Genomic DNA, 22982 nt, shown 5'->3' with positions numbered 1-22982 from the left:
CGTTACCGCGCGGAACCCACGATCAGACCGCTCTCCTCGCCGTCCCCGAACGTGTCCACCCGCACGGTGTCCCCGTCCGTGACCTCGCCCGCGAGGATCTCCTTCGCGAGCCGGTCACCGATCGCGGTCTGGATGAGGCGACGCAGCGGCCGCGCCCCGTACGCCGGGTCGTTGCCCTCCTTCGCCAGCCAGGCCAGGGCGGCCGGGGTGACGTCAAGAGTGAGCCGCCGGTCGGCCAGCCGCTCGGCGAGCCGGCCGATCTGGAGCGCGGCGATGTGCGCGAGCTCCTCGCCGGAGAGGGCGGAGAAGACCACCAGGTCGTCGAGCCGGTTGAGGAACTCCGGCTTGAACGAGGCGCGTACGAGCTCCAGGACCCGCTCCTTCTTCTCCTCCGGCTTCATCAACGGATCGACCAGGAACTGGCTGCCCAGGTTCGACGTCAGGACCAGGATGGTGTTGCGGAAGTCCACCGTCCGGCCCTGGCCGTCGGTGAGCCGGCCGTCATCGAGCACCTGGAGCAGGATGTCGAAGACCTCGGGGTGGGCCTTCTCCACCTCGTCCAGCAGGATGACGCTGTACGGGCGGCGGCGGACCGCCTCCGTGAGCTGGCCGCCCTCCTCGTACCCCACATAGCCGGGCGGGGCACCGACCAGCCGGGCGACGTTGTGCTTCTCGCTGTACTCGCTCATGTCGATGCGGACCATGGCCCGCTCGTCGTCGAACAGGAAGTCGGCGAGCGCCTTCGCCAGTTCGGTCTTGCCGACACCGGTCGGGCCGAGGAAGAGGAACGATCCGGTGGGCCGGTCCGGGTCGGCGATACCGGCCCTGGTGCGGCGTACCGCGTCCGACACCGCCTGCACGGCCTCGGTCTGGCCGATCAGCCGCCTGCCCAGCTCCTCCTCCATGCGCAGCAGCTTCTGCGTCTCGCCCTCCAGGAGCCGGCCGGCCGGGATGCCGGTCCAGGCGCCGACGACATCGGCGATGTCGTCCGGGCCGACCTCGTCCTTGACCATCGTGTCCTTGGCGGCCTCCTGCTCGGCCTCGTCGGCCTCCGCGAGCTCCCGCTCGAGGCTCGGGATCTCCCCGTACAGCAGCTTGGAGGCGGTGTCGAAGTCGCCGTCGCGCTGGGCGCGCTCGGCCTGTCCGCGCAGGTCGTCGAGGCGCTCCTTCAGCTCACCGACGCGGTTGAGGCTCTGCTTCTCCTTCTCCCAGCGGGCGGTGAGGCCGCGCAGCTCCTCCTCCTTGTCGGCGAGGTCGCGGCGGAGCTTCTCCAGACGCTGGACGGAAGCGGCATCGGTCTCGTTCTTCAGCGCCAGCTCCTCCATCCGGAGGCGGTCGACGGCGCGCTGCAGTTCGTCGATCTCGACGGGTGAGGAGTCGATCTCCATGCGCAGCCGGGACGCCGCCTCGTCGACCAGGTCGATCGCCTTGTCGGGGAGGAAGCGGGAGGTGATGTAGCGGTCGGACAGGGTCGCGGCGGCGACCAGCGCGGAGTCCGCGATCTGCACCTTGTGGTGCGCCTCGTAACGGCCCTTGAGGCCGCGGAGGATCGCGATGGTGTCTTCCACGGACGGCTCGGCGACCAGGACCTGCTGGAAGCGGCGCTCCAGCGCGGCGTCCTTCTCAATGCGCTCGCGGTACTCGTCGAGCGTCGTCGCGCCGACCATCCGCAGCTCGCCACGGGCCAGCATCGGCTTGAGCATGTTGCCCGCGTCCATGGCGGAGTCCCCGCCGGCGCCCGCGCCCACGACGGTGTGGAGCTCGTCGATGAACGTGATGATCTGGCCGTCGCTCTCCTTGATCTCGGAGAGGACGGTCTTCAGGCGCTCCTCGAACTCGCCGCGGTACTTGGCGCCCGCGACCATGGCTCCCAGGTCCAGCGAGACGAGCCGCTTGTTCCGCAGACTCTCCGGCACATCGCCCTTGACGATGCGCTGGGCAAGCCCTTCGACGACGGCCGTCTTGCCGACGCCGGGCTCGCCGATGAGTACGGGGTTGTTCTTCGTACGCCGCGACAGGACCTGCACGACGCGCCGGATCTCGTGGTCACGCCCGATGACGGGGTCGAGCTTGCCCTCGCGCGCGGCCGCCGTGAAGTCGGTGCCGAACTTCTCCAGGGCCTTGTACTGACCCTCCGGGTCGGGTGTGCTCACCCGGCGCCCTCCCCTGCTCTTCTCGAATGCGTCCAGCAGCTTCTTCGTGCCGGCGCCCTGCCTGGTGAGGATCTCACCAACACGGCCGCCCTCGGCCGCGATGCCGATCAGCAGGTGTTCGGTGGAAAGGTAGTCGTCGCCGAGCTCCTTCGCGCGCTGCGCGGCGTCGGAGATGACGGCGAGCAGCTCACGGTTGGGCTGCGGCGGGGCGACGGTCGACCCGGTGACGCTGGGCAGCGACGCGAGCAGCTGCTCGGTCTCGCTGCGCACGGCGGCCTGGTCGGCCTCGACGGCGGCCAGCAGGTCGATGATGTTCTCGTTGTCCTCGCCCTGGAGCAGGGCGAGGAGCAGATGCCCAGGGGTCAGATCGGGGTGTCCGTCCTTCACGGCCCTGCTGGTTGCCGCGTTGATGGCGTCCCGGCTCCTGTTGGTCAGCTCGGCGTCCACGTGCGCTCTCTCCTCCTTGCGGTGACTGGCCTGTCCACAACTATGACCAGATCAACGTCCACAAAGTTGAGTCTATTCCACTCAAGGTGTGATCGGTTCCACGCCACACGGCCCACGCCCGGAACCCGGAGCGGAACAGGGCTCCCGACCGAGTGAACCGGCCGGACCGCTCCTCCGCCACCGCACCGCATCGGGGCACGGGCCCGCGGATGCCTACCCTTTCCCCATGGCCGTAGACGTACGCAACCCCAGCCCCGAGTACCTCACCTTCTGGCGCGAGTACCACGTGTGCACCCTGACCACGCCCCGCCCCGACGGCAGCCCGCACGTGGTGCCGGTCGGCGTGACGTACGACCCCGAGGCCGGACTCGCCCGCATCATCACCAACAAGAGCAGCAGAAAGGTCGCCAACGTCCTGGCCGCCGGTCCGGACGGGGCACGGGTGGCGGTCTGCCAGGTGGACCGGGGTCGCTGGGCGACGCTGGAGGGCCGCGCGACGATCCGTACGGAGCAGGACGTGGTCGACGACGCGGTACTCCGCTACGCGGAACGCTACGGGCGCACGCCGGCACCCAACCCGAACCGGGTCGTCATCGAGATCGCCCTCGAACGGGCGCTGGGCCGGGGCGCGCCGGTCCGCACGGCCTGACGGCCTCCCCCACTCCCTGTCGCGGGGGAGACCGTGAGCCCCGGCAGTACCCCACCATCCGCCCCCGGGCAGCACAGCGGCGCCACCGTGTTCAGGTCACGATGGCGCCGCTGTGTGGGGGAGTGTCCGAGCGACATGGAACGACGGGGGATCGCTCAGGCACTGCGGGGGGTGGCGGAGATGGTTTCTGGTTCGATCAGCTGGTGGTCACGCTGATCAAGATTGACGAAGATCATTCCGTACCGGATCGCACACCGGACGGGCTGCGGCGCCCCGCGGGGGCGACGGAGACACCGGTAGGCGCGGACCTCGTCGTCGTCCTCGAGGACGACGACGACAGGCTCTCCGAGCAAAGTGACCATCAACGAATCGCCATGGCGGGGGAGTGCCGTGAGCAGATCGATGAAGTGCCACCCTGAGCGATAGGCCGAGGCCATCTCCCGCCGGAAGACCCGGTCGTCCGGCGGGATGGTCACGCCTCCGCCAGATTCAGCGGAGAGCTGCCCCAGCCGACATCGGCCGGGTGGAGGTCGGTGACGGCGCCTGTCTGCACAATGCCCCAGCCGACATCGGCTTGGCGGAGGTCGGTGACAGCGCCTGCTTGCACACTGCCCCAACCGACATCGGCTTGGCGGAGGTCGACGACAGCGTCTGCCTGCACACTGCCCCATCCGACGTCCGGGGGAGAGACATTCGCCACGAGCAGCAGCGCAGCAGCGCCAAACACAGTGACAAGCACTGAGCGAAGCATTCGCTTGTACATAGTCGGCTTCGTCCTCACTTGATGGATTCCTCTCCCCCGCCCAACAAGACGATGGCTCATTCAGGCACGTCAATGCCACAGGAGCGATGCATCATGTTCCTGCATGTTCAGGACCCTGGGGGGTGGAGATTTGCCTACAAACAGCACCAAACCGACACATACTCACGCGGTCACGGACCTGTGCACGGAGGGGGCACGGCTGTACGCCAGCGCACTGAGCGTCGGACGCATCGCTCGCGCCGAGATGGGACCCGCACCCTGCCTCATCGAGTTCGGGCTCCTGCTTCCCGACCCGGACGACGCCTCGTGGCTCCGCCCGGTTCCGCCCTCCGCCGCCCTGGCGCAGCGGCTCCACCCGCTGGAACGTGAGATCCAGGACCGCAGACGGACGTCCGTGGAACTGACTGACGCCTTTGAACCGTTCATGGCCATCAGTGCCCAGAGTCCGGCACCCACGCATGCGATCACGGTGCTGGAAGGCATCGACCGGATCAACGCGGCGCTCGACCTGGCCATCGCCGAGAGCCGGACCGAGGTACTGACCATCCAGCCCGGAGGCGGACGCAGCGAGGAAGTCCTCAGCGAAGCCCTGACCCGCAGCAAGCCTCTAATAGATTCCGGTATCAGCGTCCGCACCCTCTACCAGCACACGGTCAGGCACAGCCAACGCACTTTCGCCTACGTGGAACTGATGGCCGGCGCCAGAATGGAGATCCGTACGCTCGAAGAGCTCATCGAGCGTCTCATCATCTGCGACGACACCGTCGCCTTCATCCCGGTCCGGGACACCCCCCCTATCGCCCTCGAACTGCGGCACCCCGGGCTGGTCGCGTACCTGACGAAGGTGTTCGAGCAATTCTGGCGCCGGGCGGTTCCGTTGAACGAAGCGGCCCCGTACGACCCGGCACGCGACGGCATCACCGGCGTCCAGCGCGCCATAGCCACGCTGTTGGTCGAGGGGTACGTCGACGAGGCCATAGCCCGCCGCCTCGGCATGAATGTCCGCACCTGCCGTGCGCATGTCGCCAAGCTCTCCTCCACCCTCGGCAGCAACAGCCGCGCCCAACTCGGATACCTGATAGCTCAGTCCGGGATACTGGACACCCCGGACGGCGGAACCCAGGATCTGGGCATGACGTCTTCCGGGACGCCCGACCAGGACGCCTGAAGGACACGCCGGGCCTCCCGGGCCCTGCCTTCCCGCCCCACTCAGCCGCGCGGCAGGCCGGTGATCGCCTCGGTGACGGCAAACCCCTTCGCGGGGCCTTCGAGGAGGGTGACCTCGGTGCCGTACGGGACGCGGAGCTCGCCCTCCCAGAGCACCTCCCGTGCCGTGGAGGGCGTGAAGGGGGCGGCCGCACAGGCCGCTCCCGCTCTCAATCGGGTCAAGACGGGGGCGGAATCGGCCGGTTCCTCGGTCGGCAAGCCGGCTTCGGCTTCAACATCCCGCAGATCCCGGTCCCCGCCCTCGCCCAGGGCGGCATCGTCCAGGCCCGCCGCGGCGGCACGCTCGCGCTGATCGGTGAGGCGGGCGAGCACGAAGCCGTCATCCCGCTGTCCAGGCTGGAGCGGATGCTCGGCCACCACCCCGGCGGCGGAGCCGCGCTGCACCGGCTCGCGCAGGCTGTGGAACGGCTCGCCGACCGTCCTCTACGCCTCCCTGCACGGCGGCGTCAACGCCAGCTACGGGCAGCCCGAGACGGCGCCGTGGATCGGCGACTACGACTGGATCCGTGACGGCGCGCCCTTCGAGATGGCGCTGATGCCGAAGGCGGCCGGGCTGAGCGCCTCCTGGACGCCGCGCTCGCGGTTCGTGGTGCCGGGCAAGGTCTTCCTGGTCGAATCCTGGGTCAACACCGCCATGGCAGGGGCAACAAGATCGAGCTCACGGCCCTGTTCGACCGCAGCGGAGGGGCGTACGGCCATGTGAGCGGCGTCTTCGACATCTCCGCGGGGACGATCAGGATCCATTCCGGCACCCAGGGCGGCGCGTACTGGTACTTCGAGTGGACCTCCAGCAAGCTGGCGGCCCTCAGGGGCAACTGGCACATCGGTTTCCTGGTCAACACCAAGTCGTCCGGGAGCAGTGTGCTGCCGACCGTGCAGCCGCTGATGACCGGGCCCGACGGCTCGTACTTCGTCGGCGGCATGAGCACCTACACGGATCCCTCGTCGAGCCAGCCTCGCGCCGAGCTCTACCGCATCGAGATGGTCACCGACATGGCGGTCGAGTGCCTCCAGGTGACCGACCGGATCGTGTGATGCTGCATCACACCGCGGGCACCGACAGCCTCGCCCTGTGCCGCACCGGCACACCGGACCTGCCCGGTCCGCTCTCGGCGCTGGCTCTCTCGCTCTGGCAATCCGCGGGGAAATGACCCGTGCACACCACGGAGGGCCGCCACCCGTTCCCGGGTGGCGGCCCTCCGTCATGCGCATCCGCGCCTATTCCTTGGGCCTCTTCGGCCGCCACACCACCAGCGCGCTCGCCTGCTGCACATCCGTGTACGGCACCAGATCGCGCCGGTACGACGCGCGCACCTGCGCCTCGCGCTGCTGCATCGCCGCCGCAGCGCCGTCCACCGCCGCGGAGAGTTCGGCGACGCGCTGCTGGAGCGCGGCGACCTGGTTCTCCAGTTCGATGATGCGCTTGATGCCCGCCAGGTTGATGCCCTCGTCCTGCGACAGCTGCTGCACCGTGCGCAGCAGCTCGATGTCGCGGGCCGAGTAGCGCCGGCCGCGGCCGGCCGTGCGGTCCGGGGAGACCAGACCGAGGCGGTCGTACTGGCGCAGTGTCTGCGGATGCAGGCCCGAGAGCTGGGCCGCGATCGAGATCACGTACACCGGTGAGTCATCGGTCAGTTCGTACGGATTACGTCGTCGGCCGTCCACCTCAAGCTCCCTTCGCAGCCTGGAACAGCTCCGCCCGCGGGTCCTCCCCCGCGGTCGCCTTCCGGTAGGCCTCCAGCGCGTCCTGGGCGTCGGAGGTGAGGCCCGTGGGGACCGCCACCTCGACGGTGACCAGGAGGTCGCCCCGGGTGCCGTCCTTGCGTACGGCGCCCTTGCCGCGGGCGCGCATCGTACGCCCATTGGGGGTGCCGGCCGGAAGTTTCAGGGTGACGGGCGGTCCGCCGAGCGTCGGAACCTTCACTTCGCCGCCGAGCGCCGCCTCCACGAAGGTGACGGGCACGGTGACCGTGAGGTTGTCGCCCTTGCGGCCGAAGACGGGGTGGGCGTCGACATGGACGACGACGTACAGGTCGCCGGCCGGTCCGCCGCGCTCGCCCGGGGCGCCCTTGCCGCGCAGCCGGATCCGCTGGTTGTCGGAGACGCCCGCCGGGATCCTGACCTGCATGGTGCGCGACGAACGGGCCCGCCCGCTGCCCTTGCAGACATCGCACGGGTCCTGGGCGATGAGGCCCCGGCCCTTGCACTCCACGCAGGGATCGGTGAGCGAGAAGCCGCCGCCGCTGCCGCGCGACACCTGTCCGGTGCCGACACAGGTCGGGCAGACCCTCGGGGTGCCGTTCTTGTCGCCGGTGCCCGAACACGCCTTGCAGGGCGCCTGGCTGGACATCCGCAGCGGGACCGTGGCCCCGTCGACCGCCTCGGTGAAGCTGAGCGTCACCTCGGACTCGATGTCCTGCCCGCGGCGCGGCTGCACGCGTGTCCCCGTACCGCCGCCCCGGTTGAACAGCCCGCCGAAGACATCGCCCAGACCGCCGCCGCCGCCGAATCCGCCGGGGCCGCCGGGACCTCCGCCCTGCGTGCCTCCGAAGAGGTCGCCCAGGTCGAAGTTGAAGTTGCCTCCCGCGCCGCCGGGACCGGCCCGGAAGCCGCCGTTGCCGAAGAGGGCGCGTGCCTCGTCGTACTCCTTGCGCTTCTTGGCGTCGCCGAGGATGTCATTGGCCTCGGAGATCTCCTTGAAGCGCTCCTCCGCCTTGTTGTCGCCCTTGTTCGCGTCCGGGTGGAACTCGCGGGCGAGCTTCCGGTACGACTTCTTGATCTCGGCTTCGGTGGCGTCCTTGGGGACGCCGAGGACCTTGTAGTAGTCCTTCTCGACGAAGTCCTTCGTGCTCATCGACGTCCCTCCTTCCGGACGATCGGCCGGGCGACCGGCCCGCAGGCCGGTCGCCGAACCGGGCGGTGGGTCCCGCGGTGGTCGGACGAAATGTCAGACCTCCTCGGTGCCACCGCTCTCCTCGTCGTCTGTCTTCTCTTCCTTTGCCGCCGCGGGGCTCGCGCCCGGCTGCGGCTCGGCCACTGCCACCCGCGCGGGGCGGATGGTGCGCTCGCCGATCCGATACCCCGGCTGCAGGATCGCCACGCAGGTCGTCTCGGTGACGTCCGGCGCGTACGAGTGCATCAGGGCTTCGTGGATCGTCGGGTCGAAGGGCTCGCCCTCCTTGCCGAACTGCTGCAGGCCCAGCTTGGCGACGACCGTCTCCAGCGATTCGGCCACCGACTTGAACCCGCCCACGAGCTCGCCGTGTTCCCTGGCGCGGCCGACGTCGTCGAGCACGGGCAGGAGCTCGCTCAGGAGACCCGCAACAGCGATCTCCTTGACCGTGACCCGGTCCCGCTCCACGCGGCGGCGGTAGTTCTGGTACTCGGCCTGGAGCCGCTGGAGGTCGCCGGTGCGCTCGGTGAGCGCACTGCGTGCCTGGTCCAGCTGTGCCGTCAGACCGGCGGTCTGGTTCACGTCCCCGGCCGGGGCCGCCCCCTCCTCCGTGGAGGGGGAGGCAGCCTTCGGATCGGCGTCGTCAGGGGTGGCGCCGGAGGGAACGTCGGGCTTCTCCTCGAAGCCCGGAGTCTCCTCGGTCACGCCGCACCGCCCTTGGCGTCCTTCTCGTCGTCCACGATCTCGGCGTCGACGACGTCGTCATCGGCCCTGGCCTGCTCGGCGCCCGGCTGGCCGTCGGCCTGCGGGCCACCCTCGGCCTGCGCATTGGCGTACATCGCCTGGCCCAGCTTCTGGGAGACGGCCGCGACCTTCTCGGTGGCGGTACGGATCTCGGCGGTGTCCTCGCCCTTGAGCTTCTCCTTCAGCTCGGTGAGCGCGGTCTCCACCTCCGTCTTCACGTCGCCGGGAACCTTGTCCTCGTTGTCCTTGAGGAACTTCTCCGTCTGGTAGACGAGCTGCTCGCCCTGGTTGCGGGACTCGGCGGCCTCGCGGCGGCGGTGGTCCTCCTCCGCGTACTGCTCGGCCTCCTCACGCATCCGGTTGACCTCGTCCTTCGGCAGCGAGGAGCCGCCGGTGACGGTCATCTTCTGCTCCTTGCCGGTGCCGAGGTCCTTGGCGGCGACGTGCATGATGCCGTTGGCGTCGATGTCGAACGCGACCTCGATCTGCGGGACACCACGCGGGGCCGGCGGCAGACCGGTCAGCTCGAACATGCCGAGCTTCTTGTTGTACGCCGCGATCTCGCGCTCGCCCTGGTAGACCTGGATCTGGACGGACGGCTGGTTGTCCTCGGCCGTCGTGAAGATCTCGGACCGCTTGGTCGGGATCGTCGTGTTGCGCTCGATGAGCTTCGTCATGATGCCGCCCTTGGTCTCGATACCGAGAGACAGCGGAGTGACATCGAGCAGCAGGACGTCCTTGACCTCGCCCTTGAGGACACCGGCCTGGAGCGAGGCGCCGATGGCGACGACCTCGTCCGGGTTCACGCCCTTGTTGGCCTCCTGGCCACCGGTGAGCTCCTTGACGAGCTCGGCGACGGCCGGCATACGGGTCGAGCCACCGACGAGAACGACGTGGTCGATCTCGGAGAGCTGGATGCCCGCGTCCTTGATGACGTTGTGGAACGGGGTCTTGCAGCGGTCCAGGAGGTCCGCGGTGAGCTGCTGGAACTGGGCGCGCGTGAGCTTCTCGTCCAGGTGCAGCGGGCCCTCGGCGGACGCCGTGATGTACGGCAGGTTGATCGTGGTCTCCGTCGAGGAGGACAGCTCGATCTTCGCCTTCTCCGCAGCTTCGCGGAGACGCTGGAGAGCCATCTTGTCCTTGGACAGGTCCACACCGTGACCGTTGGCGAACTGCTTCACCAGGTAGTCGACGACGCGCTGGTCCCAGTCGTCACCACCGAGGTGGTTGTCACCGTTGGTGGCCTTCACCTCGACGACGCCGTCACCGATCTCCAGGAGGGACACGTCGAAGGTGCCGCCACCGAGGTCGAAGACGAGGATCGTCTGGTCGTCCTTGTCGAGCCCGTACGCCAGCGCGGCGGCAGTCGGCTCGTTGACGATACGCAGGACGTTCAGACCCGCGATCTCGCCGGCCTCCTTCGTCGCCTGACGCTCGGAGTCGTTGAAGTACGCCGGAACGGTGATCACCGCGTCGGTGACCTTCTCGCCCAGGTACGCCTCGGCGTCGCGCTTCAGCTTCTGCAGGATGAAGGCGCTCATCTGCTGCGGGTTGAAGCTCTTGCCGTCGAGGTCGATCTTCCAGTCGGTGCCCATGTGGCGCTTGACCGACCGGATGGTCCTGTCGACGTTGGTCACCGCCTGGCGCTTGGCGACCTCGCCCACCAGAACCTCGCCGTTCTTCGCGAAGGCGACGACGGACGGCGTGGTCCTGGCGCCTTCGGCGTTGGTGATGACGGTGGGCTCGCCGCCTTCGAGAACGCTGACGACGGAGTTAGTCGTGCCCAGGTCGATGCCGACCGCACGTGCCATTTCAATTCCTCCAACTGACTACTTGAGCGGATCTGACTCAAGGATGCATGACACCCGCCTCAGAGTCAACAGAGGTGAGTCGGGTCGACTCAACTATCGTGCATGCATCCCGCGCCACCTGCACGCCATCGGACGACACCGGCCCGCCCGGCGGGCCACATACCCGGTCCATCATCATCGCGTGGGATCGTTCTGTCACAAAATGGCGAGAGCCGCATAAAACAGGCACTCGATCCGTCCGAGCCAGGCAGGTGTGAACGATGCGGATGCGCATGTGGATGCGGATGCGGATGCGGATGCAGGCACACGCGTGGACCGGACCGAGGGCACACATGACGACCAAGCGCACTCTGGATCTCGCCCTCGGCTCGGCCCTGCTGGCCCTGACCGCTCCCCTGCTCGCCGCCGGAGCCCTCACCCTCGCCGTACAGCGACGCCCCAGCTGTGTACTGACCCGCTCCACCCGGATCGGACTGGCCGGGCGCCCCTTCACGCTGCGCTCCCTGGGCACCCGCCGGCTGCGCCTCGACGTGCTGTCCCGGCTGCCCCACGTCGTACGGGGAGAGCTCTCGCTCGTCGGACCGGAACCGCTCACCCCTGACGACGAGCGGGCTGGCGCCTCGGCCGAGGCCGGTGCGCGACACTGGCGGCAGGAACTGAGACCCGGCCTCACCGGCCTGGCCCAGGTCCGCTCCCGCTCCGGAATGCCGTGGGACGAACCCGCCCTGCTCGACCAGCACTACGCCGAGCACCACTGGCTGGGACTCGACCTGGCGATCCTCGCGGAGGCCGTATATGCCCCAGTCCGCGCCACCCTCCGCGGACTCACCCACCACGGGAAGGCGCACCTGAGCGACACAGATCACCGGCTGCGCGGCTACAGCGCGGCGGAATAAGTGGATAGTGTCAGCACAGACCGATTAAGTTACTGCTTAGTAAGTGCTGGATCCCACCCTCGCAGGCCCGAGGAGCCCCCAAATGCAACTCGCCGCGATCATCGTGTCGCTGGTGCTGACTGTGGTCGGCGTTGCGCTCATCGCCCGAGCTGTCGCGCAGATCTACCGGTTCGTCAAGCTCGGACAGCCGGTCCCGGCAGGCAGCCGCACCGACAACCCGAAGCAGCGCACGATCACCCTGGTCAAGGAGTTCCTCGGCCATACCCGGATGAACCGGTGGGGGATCGTCGGCTTCGCACACTGGTTCGTCGCCATCGGCTTCCTGACGCTGCCGCCGACGCTGCTCCAGGCGTACGGACAGCTCTTCAAGGCCGACTGGGTGCTGCCGGTCATCGGCGACTGGCTGCCGTTCGAGTTCTACACCGAGTTCATCGGCCTGATGACGACGGTCGGCATCATCGTGCTGATCGCCATCCGGCTGCTGAACCTGCCCTCCCGGGCCGGCCGCAAGTCCCGGTTCGCGGGCTCCAAGGCCTGGCAGGCCTACTTCGTCGAGTACGTGATCCTCGTCATCGGCCTGGCGATCCTGACCCTGCGCGGTCTCGAGGGCGCGATCCACCACGTCGGGGGCTACGAGGCCGCGTACTTCGTCTCGTACCCCCTGGTCCTCGCCTTCAAGGGGCTCGGCCTCGGGGCCCTCCAGAACCTCATCTACCTCACCGCGATGATCAAGATCGGCGTCTCGCTGATCTGGATGATCACGGTCGCGCTCAACACCAACATGGGTGTCGCCTGGCACCGCTTCCTCGCCTTCCCCAACATCTGGTTCAAGCGGAACGCGGACGGCGACGTCGCGCTCGGCGCGCTGCAGCCGATGACATCCGGCGGCAAGGAGATCGACTTCGAGGACCCGGGCGAGGACGACGTCTTCGGCGTCTCCCAGGTCGAGCAGTTCTCCTGGAAGGGCATCCTCGACTTCTCCACGTGCACCGAGTGCGGTCGCTGCCAGTCGCAGTGCCCCGCCTGGAACACGGGCAAGCCGCTCTCCCCGAAGCTCCTGATCATGTCGCTGCGCGACCACGCGCACGCCAAGGCCCCGTACCTGCTCGCCGGTGGCGGCAAGGACATGGAGGGCAACGAGAAGGCGACCGAGGAGCAGCTGAAGGACGTACCGGCGGCCGCTCTCGCGGAGGCCGAGCGCCCGCTGATCGGCACCGTCGAGGAGAACGGCGTCATCGACCCGGACGTGCTCTGGTCCTGCACCACCTGCGGTGCGTGCGTGGAGCAGTGCCCGGTCGACATCGAGCACATCGACCACATCGTCGACATGCGCCGCTACCAGGTGATGATCGAGTCCGCGTTCCCGTCCGAGGCGGGCACGATGCTCAAGAACCTGGAGAAGAAGGGCAACCCCTGGGGCCTGGCCAAGAAGCAGCGCGTCGAGTGGACGAAGGAAGTCGACTTCGAGGTCCCGATCGTCGGCAAGGACGTCGAGGACCTGTCGGAGATCGACTACCTCTACTGGGTCGGCTGCGCGGGCGCTCTCGAGGACCGTGCCAAGAAGACCACCAAGGCCTTCGCCGAGCTGCTGCACATCGCGGGCGTGAAGTTCGCGATCATGGGCGGCGACGAGAAGTGCACGGGTGACTCGGCCCGCCGCCTGGGCAACGAACCGCTGTTCCAGCAGCTCGGCCAGGAGAACGTCGCGATGCTGAACATGGCGTTCGGCGAGGATGACGACGAGCCGGAGACGAAGAAGCCGAAGTCGTCGAAGAAGATCGTCGCGACCTGCCCGCACTGCTTCAACACCATCGCGAACGAGTACCCGCAGCTCGGCGGCGAGTACGAGGTCATCCACCACACGCAGCTGCTCCAGCACCTCATCGACGAGGGCAGGCTGATCCCGGTGACGCCGGTCGAGGGTCTGATCACGTACCACGACCCCTGCTACCTGGGCCGTCACAACAAGATCTACACGCCCCCGCGCGAGATCATCGCGAAGGTGCCGGGTCTGCGGAACGAGGAGATGCACCGCCACAAGGAGCGCGGCTTCTGCTGCGGCGCCGGTGGTGCCCGGATGTGGATGGAGGAGCGGATCGGCAAGCGCATCAACAACGAGCGCGTCGACGAGGCCCTCTCCCTCAACCCGGACATCGTCTCCACCGCCTGCCCGTTCTGCCTCGTGATGCTGACCGACTCGGTCAACGGCAAGAAGAACGACGGCCAGGCCAAGGAGTCGATCCAGGTGGTCGACGTCTCGCAGCTGCTGCTGGACTCGGTGAAGACCCCGTCGGACCCGGCCGGCGAGCCGGAGACGGCGGACGCTCCGGAGCCGGAACCGGTGAAGTAGCCGGTCTCAGCGGTACGAAGCGGTCGGACCTGCCTCGGGGGCAGGACCGGCCGCTTCTGCTGTTGCGCGGGCCGGACCGCGAACCACCCGGCCTGCGCATGCTCTCCGTGAGCGTCCCCTCCCCCTCGTCCTCCTCCGCCAGGAACGGCGACACGCCGTCTGACGCCTTCGCCGGCCGGGCGGGCACCGCGCACCGCGCGGTCCCGCACGGCACGGACAGCCAAACCCGGGACGCCCGGCCGTGAAGGTCTCCGCAACGGGCACACCGCGGCTGGGCGGCAGCATGGCGGGCTGGCACCTGCCACCGAACCGGGCCTGTTTCCCGTACAGCAGGCCCGGGTTCCGCGCCCACCGGCCGGCCCCCAGGGTCCCCCTAGGGGATGTCACAGCTCGGCCGCAAAGGGGGCCGGGTTCCCCGGCTCTCCCACCGCACACACGCGGACCAGGTACGTTCGATTACGTGGCTGGATTCAGGATCGGACGCGGCCGGGACAACCGCACCCCTCAACAAGGGCAACAACAACCGCAGCAGCAGCCGTACGGCACGCAGGCACCACCGCCGCCGTACGGACAGCAGCCATGGCCCCCGACGGGAGGCAACGGCGCCCCGTACGGAGCCCGGCACCCCAGCGGGCACCAGGGCTACAGTGGAACACCCGGCGAACCCGAATACTTCGGCGACCCGTACCACCAGCCGCACCAGCCCCACCAGGGCGACCCGTACGCCAACAACCCGGGTCACACCCAGGCGTTCAGCATCAACGCGGACCCGTACGGCGACGGCAACACCTACCGCGCCGGCCAGGCACCCGCCCAGCCCGCAGGCCCCCGCCTGCACTGGAAGCAGCTGCTGAGCGGCATCGTGCTGCGCCCCGGACCGACGTTCTGGCAGATGCGCGACTACCCCGTCTGGGGCCCGGCGCTCATCGTCACGTTCCTCTACGGCCTGCTGGCGCTCTTCGGCTTCGACCAGGCCCGCGACGACGCCATCCACGCAACGATCTCCACCGCCGTGCCGTACGTCCTCCTCACGGGCCTCGGCTTCATCATCGGCGGCCTGGTCCTCGGCGCGGTCACCCACACCCTCGCCCGCCAGCTCGGCGGCGACGGCGCCTGGCAGCCGACCGTGGGCCTCTCCATGCTGATCATGTCGATCACGGACGCCCCACGGCTGATCTTCGCGCTCTTCCTCGGTGGCGAGAACTCCCTGGTCCAGATCCTCGGCTGGATGACCTGGCTGGCGTCGGCCGCACTGTTCACGTCCATGGTGAGCAAGTCGCACGACCTGCCGTGGCCGAAGGCGCTGGGCGCGTCCGCGATCCAGCTCATCGCGCTGCTGTCGATCATCAAGCTGGGCACGATCTGACGACCGCGTCCCACGACCATGAAGAAACCCCCGGCACAAGGCACCGGGGGTGCGTTCAACGGAGGCGGTAGCGTCTACACCATGCCGGACGCTCTTGACGTGTCTGTGGCGCTGCGAGGCGCAGTGGATGGCCGCTCCCGCGCCTGGGACTTCGTGCGACGCTTCGCCGACGAATGGATGGGCCGCCCATTGCAGTCCGAGGACGGCTACACCACGGCCGAACTGGACGCTGCGGAGGCCGAGCTGGGATTCGAACTCCCCACCACGCTGCGGGAGGGATACACGCTCTTCGGTCGTCGGAACGACTTGACCAGACAGCAGGATCCCTTGGTCACGCCGGCAGGGCTCTACGTCGACGAGGGCCTCGGCGGCGTCTTGGTCTTCCGTCGCGAGAACCAGGACTGCGCGTCATGGGGGATCCCCTTGGACGAAATCGAGCAGGAGGATCCACCTGTGGTCGTGGAGTCGCACGAAGGCTGGCTCCCCTTCCTCGACCGCATGTCCGTGGCCTGGGTGGAGCTGGTACTGAGCGAGTCGCTGTTCGGGCCGGGAAGGCTCTACGACGCCTGTGAGCTGCCGAACAAGCTCCTGCCGGGCCTGCAAGCGCACTACACACGAGTCGACCTGCCTGACCATCCGATGTGGGCCAGCGCGGACGACTCACCCCTGCACTGGTACGCAGCCCCCGGCCGACTGCTGCGCCGTGACGGCCTGCTCGACCAGTGCTGGATCCACGCGCGCGGAAGGACGGCTGCTGACCTTGAGATGATCCGCGCCGACCTGCCAGGCCCGTGGGTCGGCTGATCGGTGGTTCGCCGCCAGACTGAGGAATCACGGCGAGCAGGTCTGGGGGACGAGCGAGCGGCACCTGGCCAGATTCAGAGCGCCACCACCAGGGCGCTGGCATGAGTCGGCTCAGGCACGGCGGGCACCCTTGCGGGTGGACTGCCGCAAGCACCGCGTGAAGCCCCCTGGATATCCCGGTATCGGGGGGCAACGACCGGATGGAGTCGCTGCCCCACAGATACGGGATTGACGCTTGAGAGCTACCGGTTCGTAGCGTGACGCCGCTTCTGCGGGGCCACAGCGGTTGCCACACTCAGCAGAAACTCAGCAGAGCGCCCGATTAAGCCTATTCGAACAAATATGAGCAAGTAAGAACGGAAGCCCAATGCCAGCCGCTTTGTGCAAACCTGAAGGCTTTGGTACGAGAGCCCGGACTAAATCTCGACGTTCACCAGATGAATGTTCTTGCAGTCCAGCGCGTACGCCGGCCCGCCGGCGACAAAGACCCCGCCCCGCGCGATGCTCAGCACCACATCCGGCTCCTAGCCGTCGTCGGCCACGGCCTGCGCCAGCTCGCGCACGGCGTGACCGAACCCGTCGTATGTCAGATTCTCTCGTACGTCAGGCATGGTCCGGCATCACACCTGGGTCCGGTGGAAATTCATGAACGAACGCGAAGCCGTCGGCCCGCGCTGCCCCTGGTAGCGCGAACCGTACCGCTCGGAGCCGTACGGGAACTCCGACGGCGAACTCAGCCGGAACATGCACAGCTGGCCGATCTTCATGCCCGGCCACAGCTTGATCGGCAGCGTCGCAAGATTCGACAGCTCCAGCGTCACATGCCCGGAGAACCCGGGATCGATGAACCCGGCCGTCGAATGCGTCACGAGCCCGAGCCGCCCGAGCGAACTCTTGCCCTCCAGCCGCGAGGCAAGATCGTCGGGCAGCGAAATGACCTCGTACGTCGAGGCAAGCACGAACTCGCCGGGGTGGAGGATGAACGCCTCATCCCCGTCCGGCTCGACCGTGCGCGTCAGATCCGCCTGCTCGACGGCTGGGTCGATATGCGGATAACGGTGGTTCTCGAACACCCGGAAGTAGCGGTCGAGCCGCACGTCGATGCTCGAGGGCTGCACCATCGACGGGTCGTACGGATCAATGCGGACCCGCCCGGCGTCGATCTCGGCCCGGATGTCCTTGTCTGAGAGAAGCACGCCCCGAGGATACGCAGAACGCGCGGGCCCGCCCCAACCGGACCGTCCCGCGCATTCCGCCACGACCGTCTGCCGCCGCTCCTGCCCCCTGCTTCTACCGCCGCTCGAACTCCACCGGAACTGCCTGCCGCAACCGGGCACATCGCGGACAACGGATAAGCCGCCCGGGACCGATCCGACCGGCCCCGAGCTGCTGCAGCGGGAACGAAGCGGTAGCGAAAATGTGCCCTTCGGCACAGCGGACGACGGTGCGCTCCATGGAGTCCATCAAGTCCCTTCCCCAACAAGCCTTGGACGAGAAAGCCACATTAGGGGATGAACAGGACGCCACTCCAGGCGGCGCTCCGACTACGTACGCTACGCCCCCAACTCCCGCCCACAGCAACCGCATCCGCCCTTGGCGCATGACAGACAGGCCCCCGGTTCGTACACCGGGGCCTGTCATGGGGTAGAGTGTGCGACGATGCATCGCTGATCATTCAGTGCGCTTTGCGGGTGTAGTTTAATGGTAGAACATGAGCTTCCCAAGCTCAGAGCGCGAGTTCGATTCTCGTCACCCGCTCTTTGAAGAAGGCCCAGGTCAATGACCGGGGCCTTTCTTGCGGCTTTGTTCGATTCCGATTCCGTAGTCGGGCCCAGACCAGCCGACTTCTCGACGCACACGAGCTCGCTCTCGGCGGCACCTCGTGACTGGGGCTCGGCACCGCCGCCCGCGATACGCCGCACCCACGCCCCCACAGTCCGACCGTGCCCGGTTCGCGCTCACGTTCCTGGCCGTCGCCGGCCTCGTCGGTCCTGCTTGGGCGCTGCGTGAGCACGCCGCACCGCTCCTCGACGGAGCCAGCCGTCGGTCCACCGTCGTCGCACCGGAGGCGAGCGCGCGCCCCGACCACTGAGACCGCTCAGGCACTGCGGCCGCCTGCTCGTGCTCGACCGCCGGAGGCTCCCACGCCGCTCTCTCGGCGAGCGGCGCTGACAAGACCGCCCTGCTCAGCGCGGCTTCAGCTGCCCCGGAGCAGGACGGCCTTGCATCCCCGTCAAGCATCTGGAACATCCACGCGTGATTCTTCAGGAGGGTTCGTGGACATCCCGTACATCGTCATCGACCAGCTCGTTCCCGAGCAGCAGCACGTCTGGAACACGCACTTCGGCGACGCCGACCGCCCCCGCTACCCCCACGAGCACATATGTCAACTATGATAGTTGTTATACGCTTCAGCACATGGAGACGAAGACGTACACAACCATCGACCTGCGCAAGGGGATGGGCGAGATCCTGGACCGGACACGGATCGCCGGTGAGGCCGCCGCCATCACCCGCAAGGGGAAGACGGTTGCCTACTTGGTGCCGGCCGAGTGGTTCGAGGAGATGGCCCGCCGGCACCAGTCGCACGAGGACCGGCACGAGGCGGCCTGACCCACCCTTCATACCAAGGAGCCCGAACCATGCCCGCCCATGCACTCCAATTCGATGGTTACGAGGGGGAACCCCTGCGGTTGCCACCCATGCCCGAGCGCACGCCTCAAGCACTCCGGTTGGCCATTCAGGAACACACCCCGCACCTCCTCCCGGACTTCGAGGCCCACTGGAAGCGCGTCATCGGCGACGCCTTCAGCATCACCCCCGTGCCGGCCTTCATGCGCCTGTGGTGGACGCAGTACGCCATCGCGCGAAATCCCGTTCTCGACTCACACCTTCGCGATCTCGAAGCCCGCGCAGCCGAGTCCGAGGACCCCGAGGAGTCCATCCGGCTCCTGGAGGAGTACAGCCGCCTCCGGCACGAAGCCGCCGAGAGGAAGCCCGGAGAGTGATCGACGAACCACTCCGGCCGCCTTGGCAGATGGACTGGACGAAGCAGGCACAGCACGACTTCCAGAACATGCCCGCCGAAGGCAGCGACCTGGTCATGAGTGCCCGTGCGGAACTGATCACCGCCGAAGACCCGTACTTCCGGGGAATCGACGCCGATGCCTCGCTCCCGCACTGGATGACCGTCCGGCCACTGGCCTCCACGAGTCCCGGCGGCCCCCACATCGTGGACCTGGCCGGCGGACGCGGCTGGCTCATCTACACCTTCATGCGCCGCCACGCCGACCCACAGATCGTCGTCACCGAAGCCTTCTGGGCCTGACGTCTGCGCCACCGCAGCGTCTGCACCACGGCGGCTTCCTTTTCCTGTCACCCGCTCCGGCAAGAAACCGCAGGTTGAGGACCTGCCGTCGGCGTGCCCCATCCGTGCCCTCCGGAGCGGAGAACAGCGGTCACGTACGGCTCCCAGGGGGCACAGACAACCACCCCGCTCCCGACAACCGTGCAGGTCAGAGCCGCCCCACCCACTCAAGCACCCGTGATTCCCAAGCTCAGAGCGCGAGTTCGATTCTCGTCACCCGCTCCATGCAAAAGCCCCAGGCCATCGGCCCGGGGCTTTCTTGTTGTCTAGACCGGTCTAAGCATCGCGCACCACCTCCGCACCACCTTGACCGTCTTTCCGCTGTTCAGCGCCCTTCCCCCGAGCGGCCCGGACCATCTTGTCCAGCCCGCTCGCCACCTCTTTCTGCCGCTCGTGATCCGAGTGCTGATAGATCAACGCGGCCTTCTCGGACGACTGTCCGGCCCGGACCATCGTGTCTTTGAGCGTCGCCCCTGAGCGCGTGGCCAGTGTGTGCCCGGTGTGACGAAGATCGTAGAAACGAAAGCTGTCGGGCATCCCGACCGCCCCTCGCGCCTTGCGCCACTTCCGCCCGAAGGATGAGCGGCGGAACGGCGCTCCCTGTTCCCCCACGAAGATCAGCCCCTCCGGTCCCTTCTCCGCGTACCAGTCGAGATGCCTCCGCAGATCCAGGTACAGAAAGGCCGGCAGAACCACGTACCGCTTACCTGCCTCGGACTTGGTGTCGCCCACGGCGCGCTCCCCGGTATTCAGCTCCGGCGCTGCCTTGCGAACCCGGACGGTCATGGCGTCGAGGTCCACGTCCTTGCGCCGGAGCTCCGCCTGTTCCTCCGGCCGCAGCGGTCCGTAGGCGCCGAGGTAGACCATCAGGCGCCACCGGATGCCGACAGCCGCCGCGAGCGCGTCCACCTGTTCCACCGTGGCAATCTCGCGCTCGGCAGGCGACTCCTTGCCTGCGCCACGGATGCGGCAGGGGTTGCGGCGGATCAGTTCATCGTCGGTGGCGGTTTCAAGGATCGCTTTCAGCAGCCTGTACGACTTGGCCACGGTCGTCGCCCCGGTGGCCTTGCGGCGCTCTGCCCGCCACTCTCTGACCTTTGGAGCGGTGATCTGATCGAGGTCGCTGCCCTCGAATCCCGGAAGGATGTGCAACCGCAGCAGCCGACGGTAGAGCTCATCTGTCGTCGCAACATCCGGGGATGTTGCAGCCCGGTGGCGAAGCCACCCCTCGTAGGTCGCGGGCGCCGGAGGCGCCTTCCTTCCCTCAGGATTGGCTCAACAATCTCGCGAGCAGTGCTCAGACTGCGCGTAGAGGCGTCGGGCGAACGAGCCTAGGGCTGTTCCGTAACTGAAGGTCTCGTCGCCACTGATGTTCACCGCGACGACACTGCCGGCCCCGGCCGCGTCGAGGCCGACGATGTAGGGGCCCCCGCTCGACCCGACGCCCATGACGCAGGGGATCCGCAGCAGGGCACTACCGCGGTATTCGCGCGAATTGCCGCCTTCGCAGTGCAGGAGCCGGTTCGTGTACGGGTAGCCGAAGAAGTGGGTGCGAGTGCCCGATTCAGCCGTGAACGAGATCCGCTGGACGCCGGTCACCTCGGAAATACTCCGCCCGTCGTCGCCGGAGTTCATCTCCAGCACGGCGACGTCCAGGCCCTCGTCCTGCCACTCCTCGGCCATCCGCACCCTGCGCACCGTGAAGCCGCCGTAGGGGCTCTTGCCGTCGCGGTACCCCGGCACGAAGTAGAGCTGCTGGTCCCACGTCGCCGACCGAGAGGGCTCCCCGGCATCCGACGTTCTGACACAGGGTGGATTCAACCGGTCGTCGCAACACCTCGATCATGGAGGTGTCCGATGGGGCGACCGGCAGGGTGGACGACGGCGGTGACGGGGCGCCCGGCGATGCGGTCTCCGGGCAGGCCGCCGGTCCGCCGGGATGTGGAGCGTGCCTTCTGGAAGAAGATCGCTGATGGGCTGACCAGCGAGGACGCGGCGATCGCGTGCGGTGTGTCGGGGCCGGTCGGCTCACGATGGTTCCGGGAACGTGGCGGTATGCCGTCGATCGAGCTGGGCCCGGTGTCGGGCAGGTATCTCTCCTTTGCAGAGCGCGAGGAGATCGCTGTGCTGAAGGCTCAGAACACCGGGGTCCGGGAGATCGCCCGTCGGCTGGGCAGGCACCCGTCCACTGTTTCGCGGGAACTGCGGCGCAATGCGGCCACCCGCAGCGGACAACTCGCCTACCGGGCGTCGATCGCGCAGTGGAAGGCCGAGCTGGCCGCGCGGCGGCCGAAGCCGTCCAAACTTGCCTGCAGCGAGCGGCTGCACGAGTACGTCCAGGACCGCCTGGCCGGAGAGATCCGCCGCCCGGACGGCATGCCGGCGCCGGGACCTGCGGCACCGCCGTGGAAGGGACGGAACAAGCCGAGGCGCCAGGACCGCCGTTGGGGCAACTCGTGGAGTCCGCAGCAGATCTCCCACCGGCTGAAGGTCGACTTCCCTGATGATGATTCCATGCGCATCTCTCACGAGGCGATCTACCAGGCCCTCTATATCCAGGGCCGGGGAGCACTCAAGCGCGAGCTGGTCGCCTGCCTGCGCACCGGCCGTGCGCTGCGGGTGCCCCGGGCTCGCACCGCCGGCCGGGGGAAGAAGTTCGTCACCGAGGACGTGCTGATCAGTCAGCGGCCGGCCGAGGCGGAGGACCGGGCGGTCCCCGGCCACTGGGAGGGCGACCTCATCATCGGCCTCAACAGCTCCGCGATCGGCACCCTGGTCGAACGCACCAGCAGGTTCACGATGCTGCTGCACCTACCGCCCATGCCCGGCCACGACGGCACACGGGCCAAGAACGGCCCCGCACTGGCCGGCCACGGAGCCGCAGCCGTACGTGACGCCCTGACGGAAGCGATCACCCGCCTACCCGCCCAACTACGCAAGTCCCTTACCTGGGACCAGGGTTCGGAAATGGCGCAGCACGCCGAACTCCGCATCGACACCGGCCTGGAGATCTACTTCGCCGACCCGCACAGCCCCTGGCAGCGCGGCACGAATGAGAACACCAACGGGCTGCTACGGCAGTACTTCCCGAAGGGCACCGACCTCAGCAGACACACCCGCGAGGATCTCGCTGCCGTCGCAGCTGCCCTCAACGGCCGCCCCCGCAAAACCTTGGGCTGGAGGACACCCTCCGAGACTCTCAACAGTCATCTACTATCAACATAAAACGGAAGTGTTGCGACGACTCCTTGAACCCGGGCAGTGCGCGGCGGTTATAACCGTGTTCGTTCCGACCACAGTCGCCGTACAGGCACCCAAGCCGCCCCCTGCGCCCTGGGCGTACAGGCGGCCGACAGTACGGGCGATGACACCGCCCTCCGCCCATTCGGGCTGCTCGGGGTCGCCAATGGCGTCCCCGTGGGCCACGTCCGCGATGCCCGTGCCGGTCCAGTACGCCTCCACCCGAGCGGGATCCTGCTTCGTGACCGCTGCGTCATGAACAACGATCTCCG

At 68.0% G+C, this 22982-nt stretch carries 23 protein-coding genes, 1 tRNA gene and 2 pseudogenes; 14 read left to right on the top strand and 12 right to left on the bottom strand.

What is annotated here, in order from left to right; genetic code table 11:
• Positions 1 to 2: 2 nt before the first annotated feature.
• Complete coding sequence (clpB, locus tag OH809_RS22615; protein WP_406420672.1) at positions 3 to 2600, bottom strand: ATP-dependent chaperone ClpB; 2598 nt, start codon at positions 2598 to 2600, stop codon at positions 3 to 5.
• A 226-nt stretch (positions 2601 to 2826) separates the two neighbouring features.
• Here clpB and OH809_RS22610 point away from each other — a divergent pair, with 226 nt between their 5' ends.
• Positions 2827 to 3249, top strand: a complete 423-nt coding sequence (locus OH809_RS22610; protein ID WP_406420673.1) for a pyridoxamine 5'-phosphate oxidase family protein — start codon at positions 2827 to 2829, stop codon at positions 3247 to 3249.
• A gap of 155 nt (positions 3250 to 3404) precedes the next feature.
• Here the strand turns inward: OH809_RS22610 and OH809_RS22605 are convergent, their stop codons facing one another.
• Complete coding sequence (locus OH809_RS22605; RefSeq protein ID WP_266984108.1) at positions 3405 to 3725, bottom strand: (2Fe-2S)-binding protein; 321 nt, start codon at positions 3723 to 3725, stop codon at positions 3405 to 3407.
• Positions 3722 to 3988, bottom strand: a complete 267-nt coding sequence (locus tag OH809_RS22600) for a hypothetical protein (protein WP_406420674.1) — start codon at positions 3986 to 3988, stop codon at positions 3722 to 3724. The genes OH809_RS22605 and OH809_RS22600 overlap by 4 nt, the downstream gene beginning before the upstream one ends.
• 127 nt (positions 3989 to 4115) lie before the next feature.
• Here OH809_RS22600 and OH809_RS22595 point away from each other — a divergent pair, with 127 nt between their 5' ends.
• Entirely contained in the window at positions 4116 to 5180 is a 1065-nt protein-coding gene (locus OH809_RS22595; protein ID WP_406420675.1) for a helix-turn-helix transcriptional regulator, read from the top strand.
• Positions 5181 to 5221: 41 nt separating this feature from the next.
• On the opposite strand, the gene OH809_RS22590 is transcribed toward OH809_RS22595, so the two are convergent.
• Positions 5222 to 5551, bottom strand: a complete 330-nt coding sequence (locus OH809_RS22590; protein ID WP_406420676.1) for a hypothetical protein — start codon at positions 5549 to 5551, stop codon at positions 5222 to 5224.
• Here OH809_RS22590 and OH809_RS22585 point away from each other — a divergent pair.
• A complete protein-coding gene (locus OH809_RS22585; RefSeq protein WP_406420677.1) occupies positions 5535 to 5942 on the top strand; it encodes a hypothetical protein in 408 nt (135 codons plus the stop codon). The two genes, OH809_RS22590 and OH809_RS22585, sit on opposite strands and share 17 nt — an antisense overlap.
• Positions 5939 to 6274, top strand: coding sequence for a hypothetical protein (locus tag OH809_RS22580; RefSeq protein ID WP_406420678.1), 336 nt, complete (start codon positions 5939 to 5941; stop codon positions 6272 to 6274). Before OH809_RS22585 ends, OH809_RS22580 begins: the two co-directional genes overlap by 4 nt.
• Before the next feature lie 183 nt (positions 6275 to 6457).
• Here OH809_RS22580 and OH809_RS22575 read toward each other — a convergent pair whose 3' ends face one another.
• From OH809_RS22575 to dnaK, 4 genes are all read right to left on the bottom strand, one after another.
• A complete protein-coding gene (locus tag OH809_RS22575) occupies positions 6458 to 6904 on the bottom strand; it encodes a heat shock protein transcriptional repressor HspR (RefSeq protein ID WP_366135233.1) in 447 nt (148 codons plus the stop codon).
• 1 nt (position 6905) lies between these two features.
• Entirely contained in the window at positions 6906 to 8093 is a 1188-nt protein-coding gene (gene dnaJ / locus OH809_RS22570; RefSeq protein WP_406420679.1) for a molecular chaperone DnaJ, read from the bottom strand.
• A 93-nt stretch (positions 8094 to 8186) separates the two neighbouring features.
• Positions 8187 to 8837: a nucleotide exchange factor GrpE gene (gene grpE, locus OH809_RS22565; protein ID WP_406420680.1), complete on the bottom strand. Its 651-nt coding sequence runs from the start codon at positions 8835 to 8837 to the stop codon at positions 8187 to 8189.
• Positions 8834 to 10687, bottom strand: a complete 1854-nt coding sequence (dnaK, locus tag OH809_RS22560) for a molecular chaperone DnaK (protein ID WP_406420681.1) — start codon at positions 10685 to 10687, stop codon at positions 8834 to 8836. The genes grpE and dnaK overlap by 4 nt, the downstream gene beginning before the upstream one ends.
• Before the next feature lie 332 nt (positions 10688 to 11019).
• On the opposite strand from dnaK, the gene OH809_RS22555 reads away from it, so the two are divergent.
• From OH809_RS22555 to OH809_RS22540, 4 genes are all read left to right on the top strand, one after another.
• Positions 11020 to 11583, top strand: coding sequence for a sugar transferase (locus OH809_RS22555; protein ID WP_406420682.1), 564 nt, complete (start codon positions 11020 to 11022; stop codon positions 11581 to 11583).
• A gap of 82 nt (positions 11584 to 11665) precedes the next feature.
• On the top strand, positions 11666 to 13933 hold the full coding sequence (locus tag OH809_RS22550) for a (Fe-S)-binding protein (RefSeq protein ID WP_406420683.1): 2268 nt from the start codon (positions 11666 to 11668) through the stop codon (positions 13931 to 13933).
• Positions 13934 to 14393: 460 nt separating this feature from the next.
• Positions 14394 to 15299 (top strand): YIP1 family protein, encoded by a 906-nt coding sequence (locus OH809_RS22545; protein ID WP_406420684.1) that lies wholly within the window; start codon positions 14394 to 14396, stop codon positions 15297 to 15299.
• A gap of 81 nt (positions 15300 to 15380) precedes the next feature.
• Positions 15381 to 16103, top strand: coding sequence for an SMI1/KNR4 family protein (locus OH809_RS22540; protein ID WP_406420685.1), 723 nt, complete (start codon positions 15381 to 15383; stop codon positions 16101 to 16103).
• A 422-nt stretch (positions 16104 to 16525) separates the two neighbouring features.
• Here OH809_RS22540 and OH809_RS22535 read toward each other — a convergent pair.
• A pseudogene (locus tag OH809_RS22535) lies at positions 16526 to 16714 on the bottom strand (phosphoribosyltransferase); the annotation flags it as partial.
• 9 nt (positions 16715 to 16723) lie between these two features.
• Positions 16724 to 17299, bottom strand: coding sequence for a dCTP deaminase (gene dcd / locus OH809_RS22530; protein WP_037695496.1), 576 nt, complete (start codon positions 17297 to 17299; stop codon positions 16724 to 16726).
• A gap of 491 nt (positions 17300 to 17790) precedes the next feature.
• On the opposite strand from dcd, the gene OH809_RS22525 reads away from it, so the two are divergent.
• The 5 genes from OH809_RS22525 (at position 17791) to OH809_RS22505 (ending at position 19431) form a co-directional block, all read left to right on the top strand.
• Positions 17791 to 17861 (top strand) — tRNA-Gly (locus tag OH809_RS22525).
• Between the two features lie 124 nt (positions 17862 to 17985).
• Entirely contained in the window at positions 17986 to 18195 is a 210-nt protein-coding gene (locus tag OH809_RS22520) for a hypothetical protein (RefSeq protein ID WP_406420686.1), read from the top strand.
• A 326-nt stretch (positions 18196 to 18521) separates the two neighbouring features.
• Positions 18522 to 18716: a type II toxin-antitoxin system Phd/YefM family antitoxin gene (locus tag OH809_RS22515; protein WP_073728184.1), complete on the top strand. Its 195-nt coding sequence runs from the start codon at positions 18522 to 18524 to the stop codon at positions 18714 to 18716.
• A 29-nt stretch (positions 18717 to 18745) separates the two neighbouring features.
• Positions 18746 to 19111 carry a hypothetical protein gene (locus tag OH809_RS22510; protein ID WP_406420687.1) on the top strand — a complete coding sequence of 122 codons (366 nt, stop codon included), beginning with the start codon at positions 18746 to 18748 and terminating at the stop codon, positions 19109 to 19111.
• Positions 19108 to 19431, top strand: coding sequence for a hypothetical protein (locus OH809_RS22505; protein WP_359555184.1), 324 nt, complete (start codon positions 19108 to 19110; stop codon positions 19429 to 19431). Before OH809_RS22510 ends, OH809_RS22505 begins: the two co-directional genes overlap by 4 nt.
• Positions 19432 to 19746: 315 nt before the next feature.
• Here the strand turns inward: OH809_RS22505 and OH809_RS22500 are convergent.
• Positions 19747 to 20658: pseudogene (locus OH809_RS22500) on the bottom strand (tyrosine-type recombinase/integrase); the annotation flags it as partial.
• Positions 20659 to 20745: 87 nt separating this feature from the next.
• Positions 20746 to 21213 (bottom strand): trypsin-like serine peptidase, encoded by a 468-nt coding sequence (locus OH809_RS22495; protein WP_406420688.1) that lies wholly within the window; start codon positions 21211 to 21213, stop codon positions 20746 to 20748.
• Between the two features lie 114 nt (positions 21214 to 21327).
• Between OH809_RS22495 and OH809_RS22490 the strand changes: the two genes are divergently transcribed.
• On the top strand, positions 21328 to 22695 hold the full coding sequence (locus tag OH809_RS22490) for an IS30 family transposase (protein WP_406416556.1): 1368 nt from the start codon (positions 21328 to 21330) through the stop codon (positions 22693 to 22695).
• Positions 22696 to 22982 lie beyond the last annotated feature (287 nt).

This window comes from Streptomyces sp. NBC_00873 (assembly GCF_045207415.1).
GTDB lineage: Bacteria > Actinomycetota > Actinomycetes > Streptomycetales > Streptomycetaceae > Streptomyces.
This window is presented reverse-complemented; position numbering and strand designations above follow the sequence as displayed.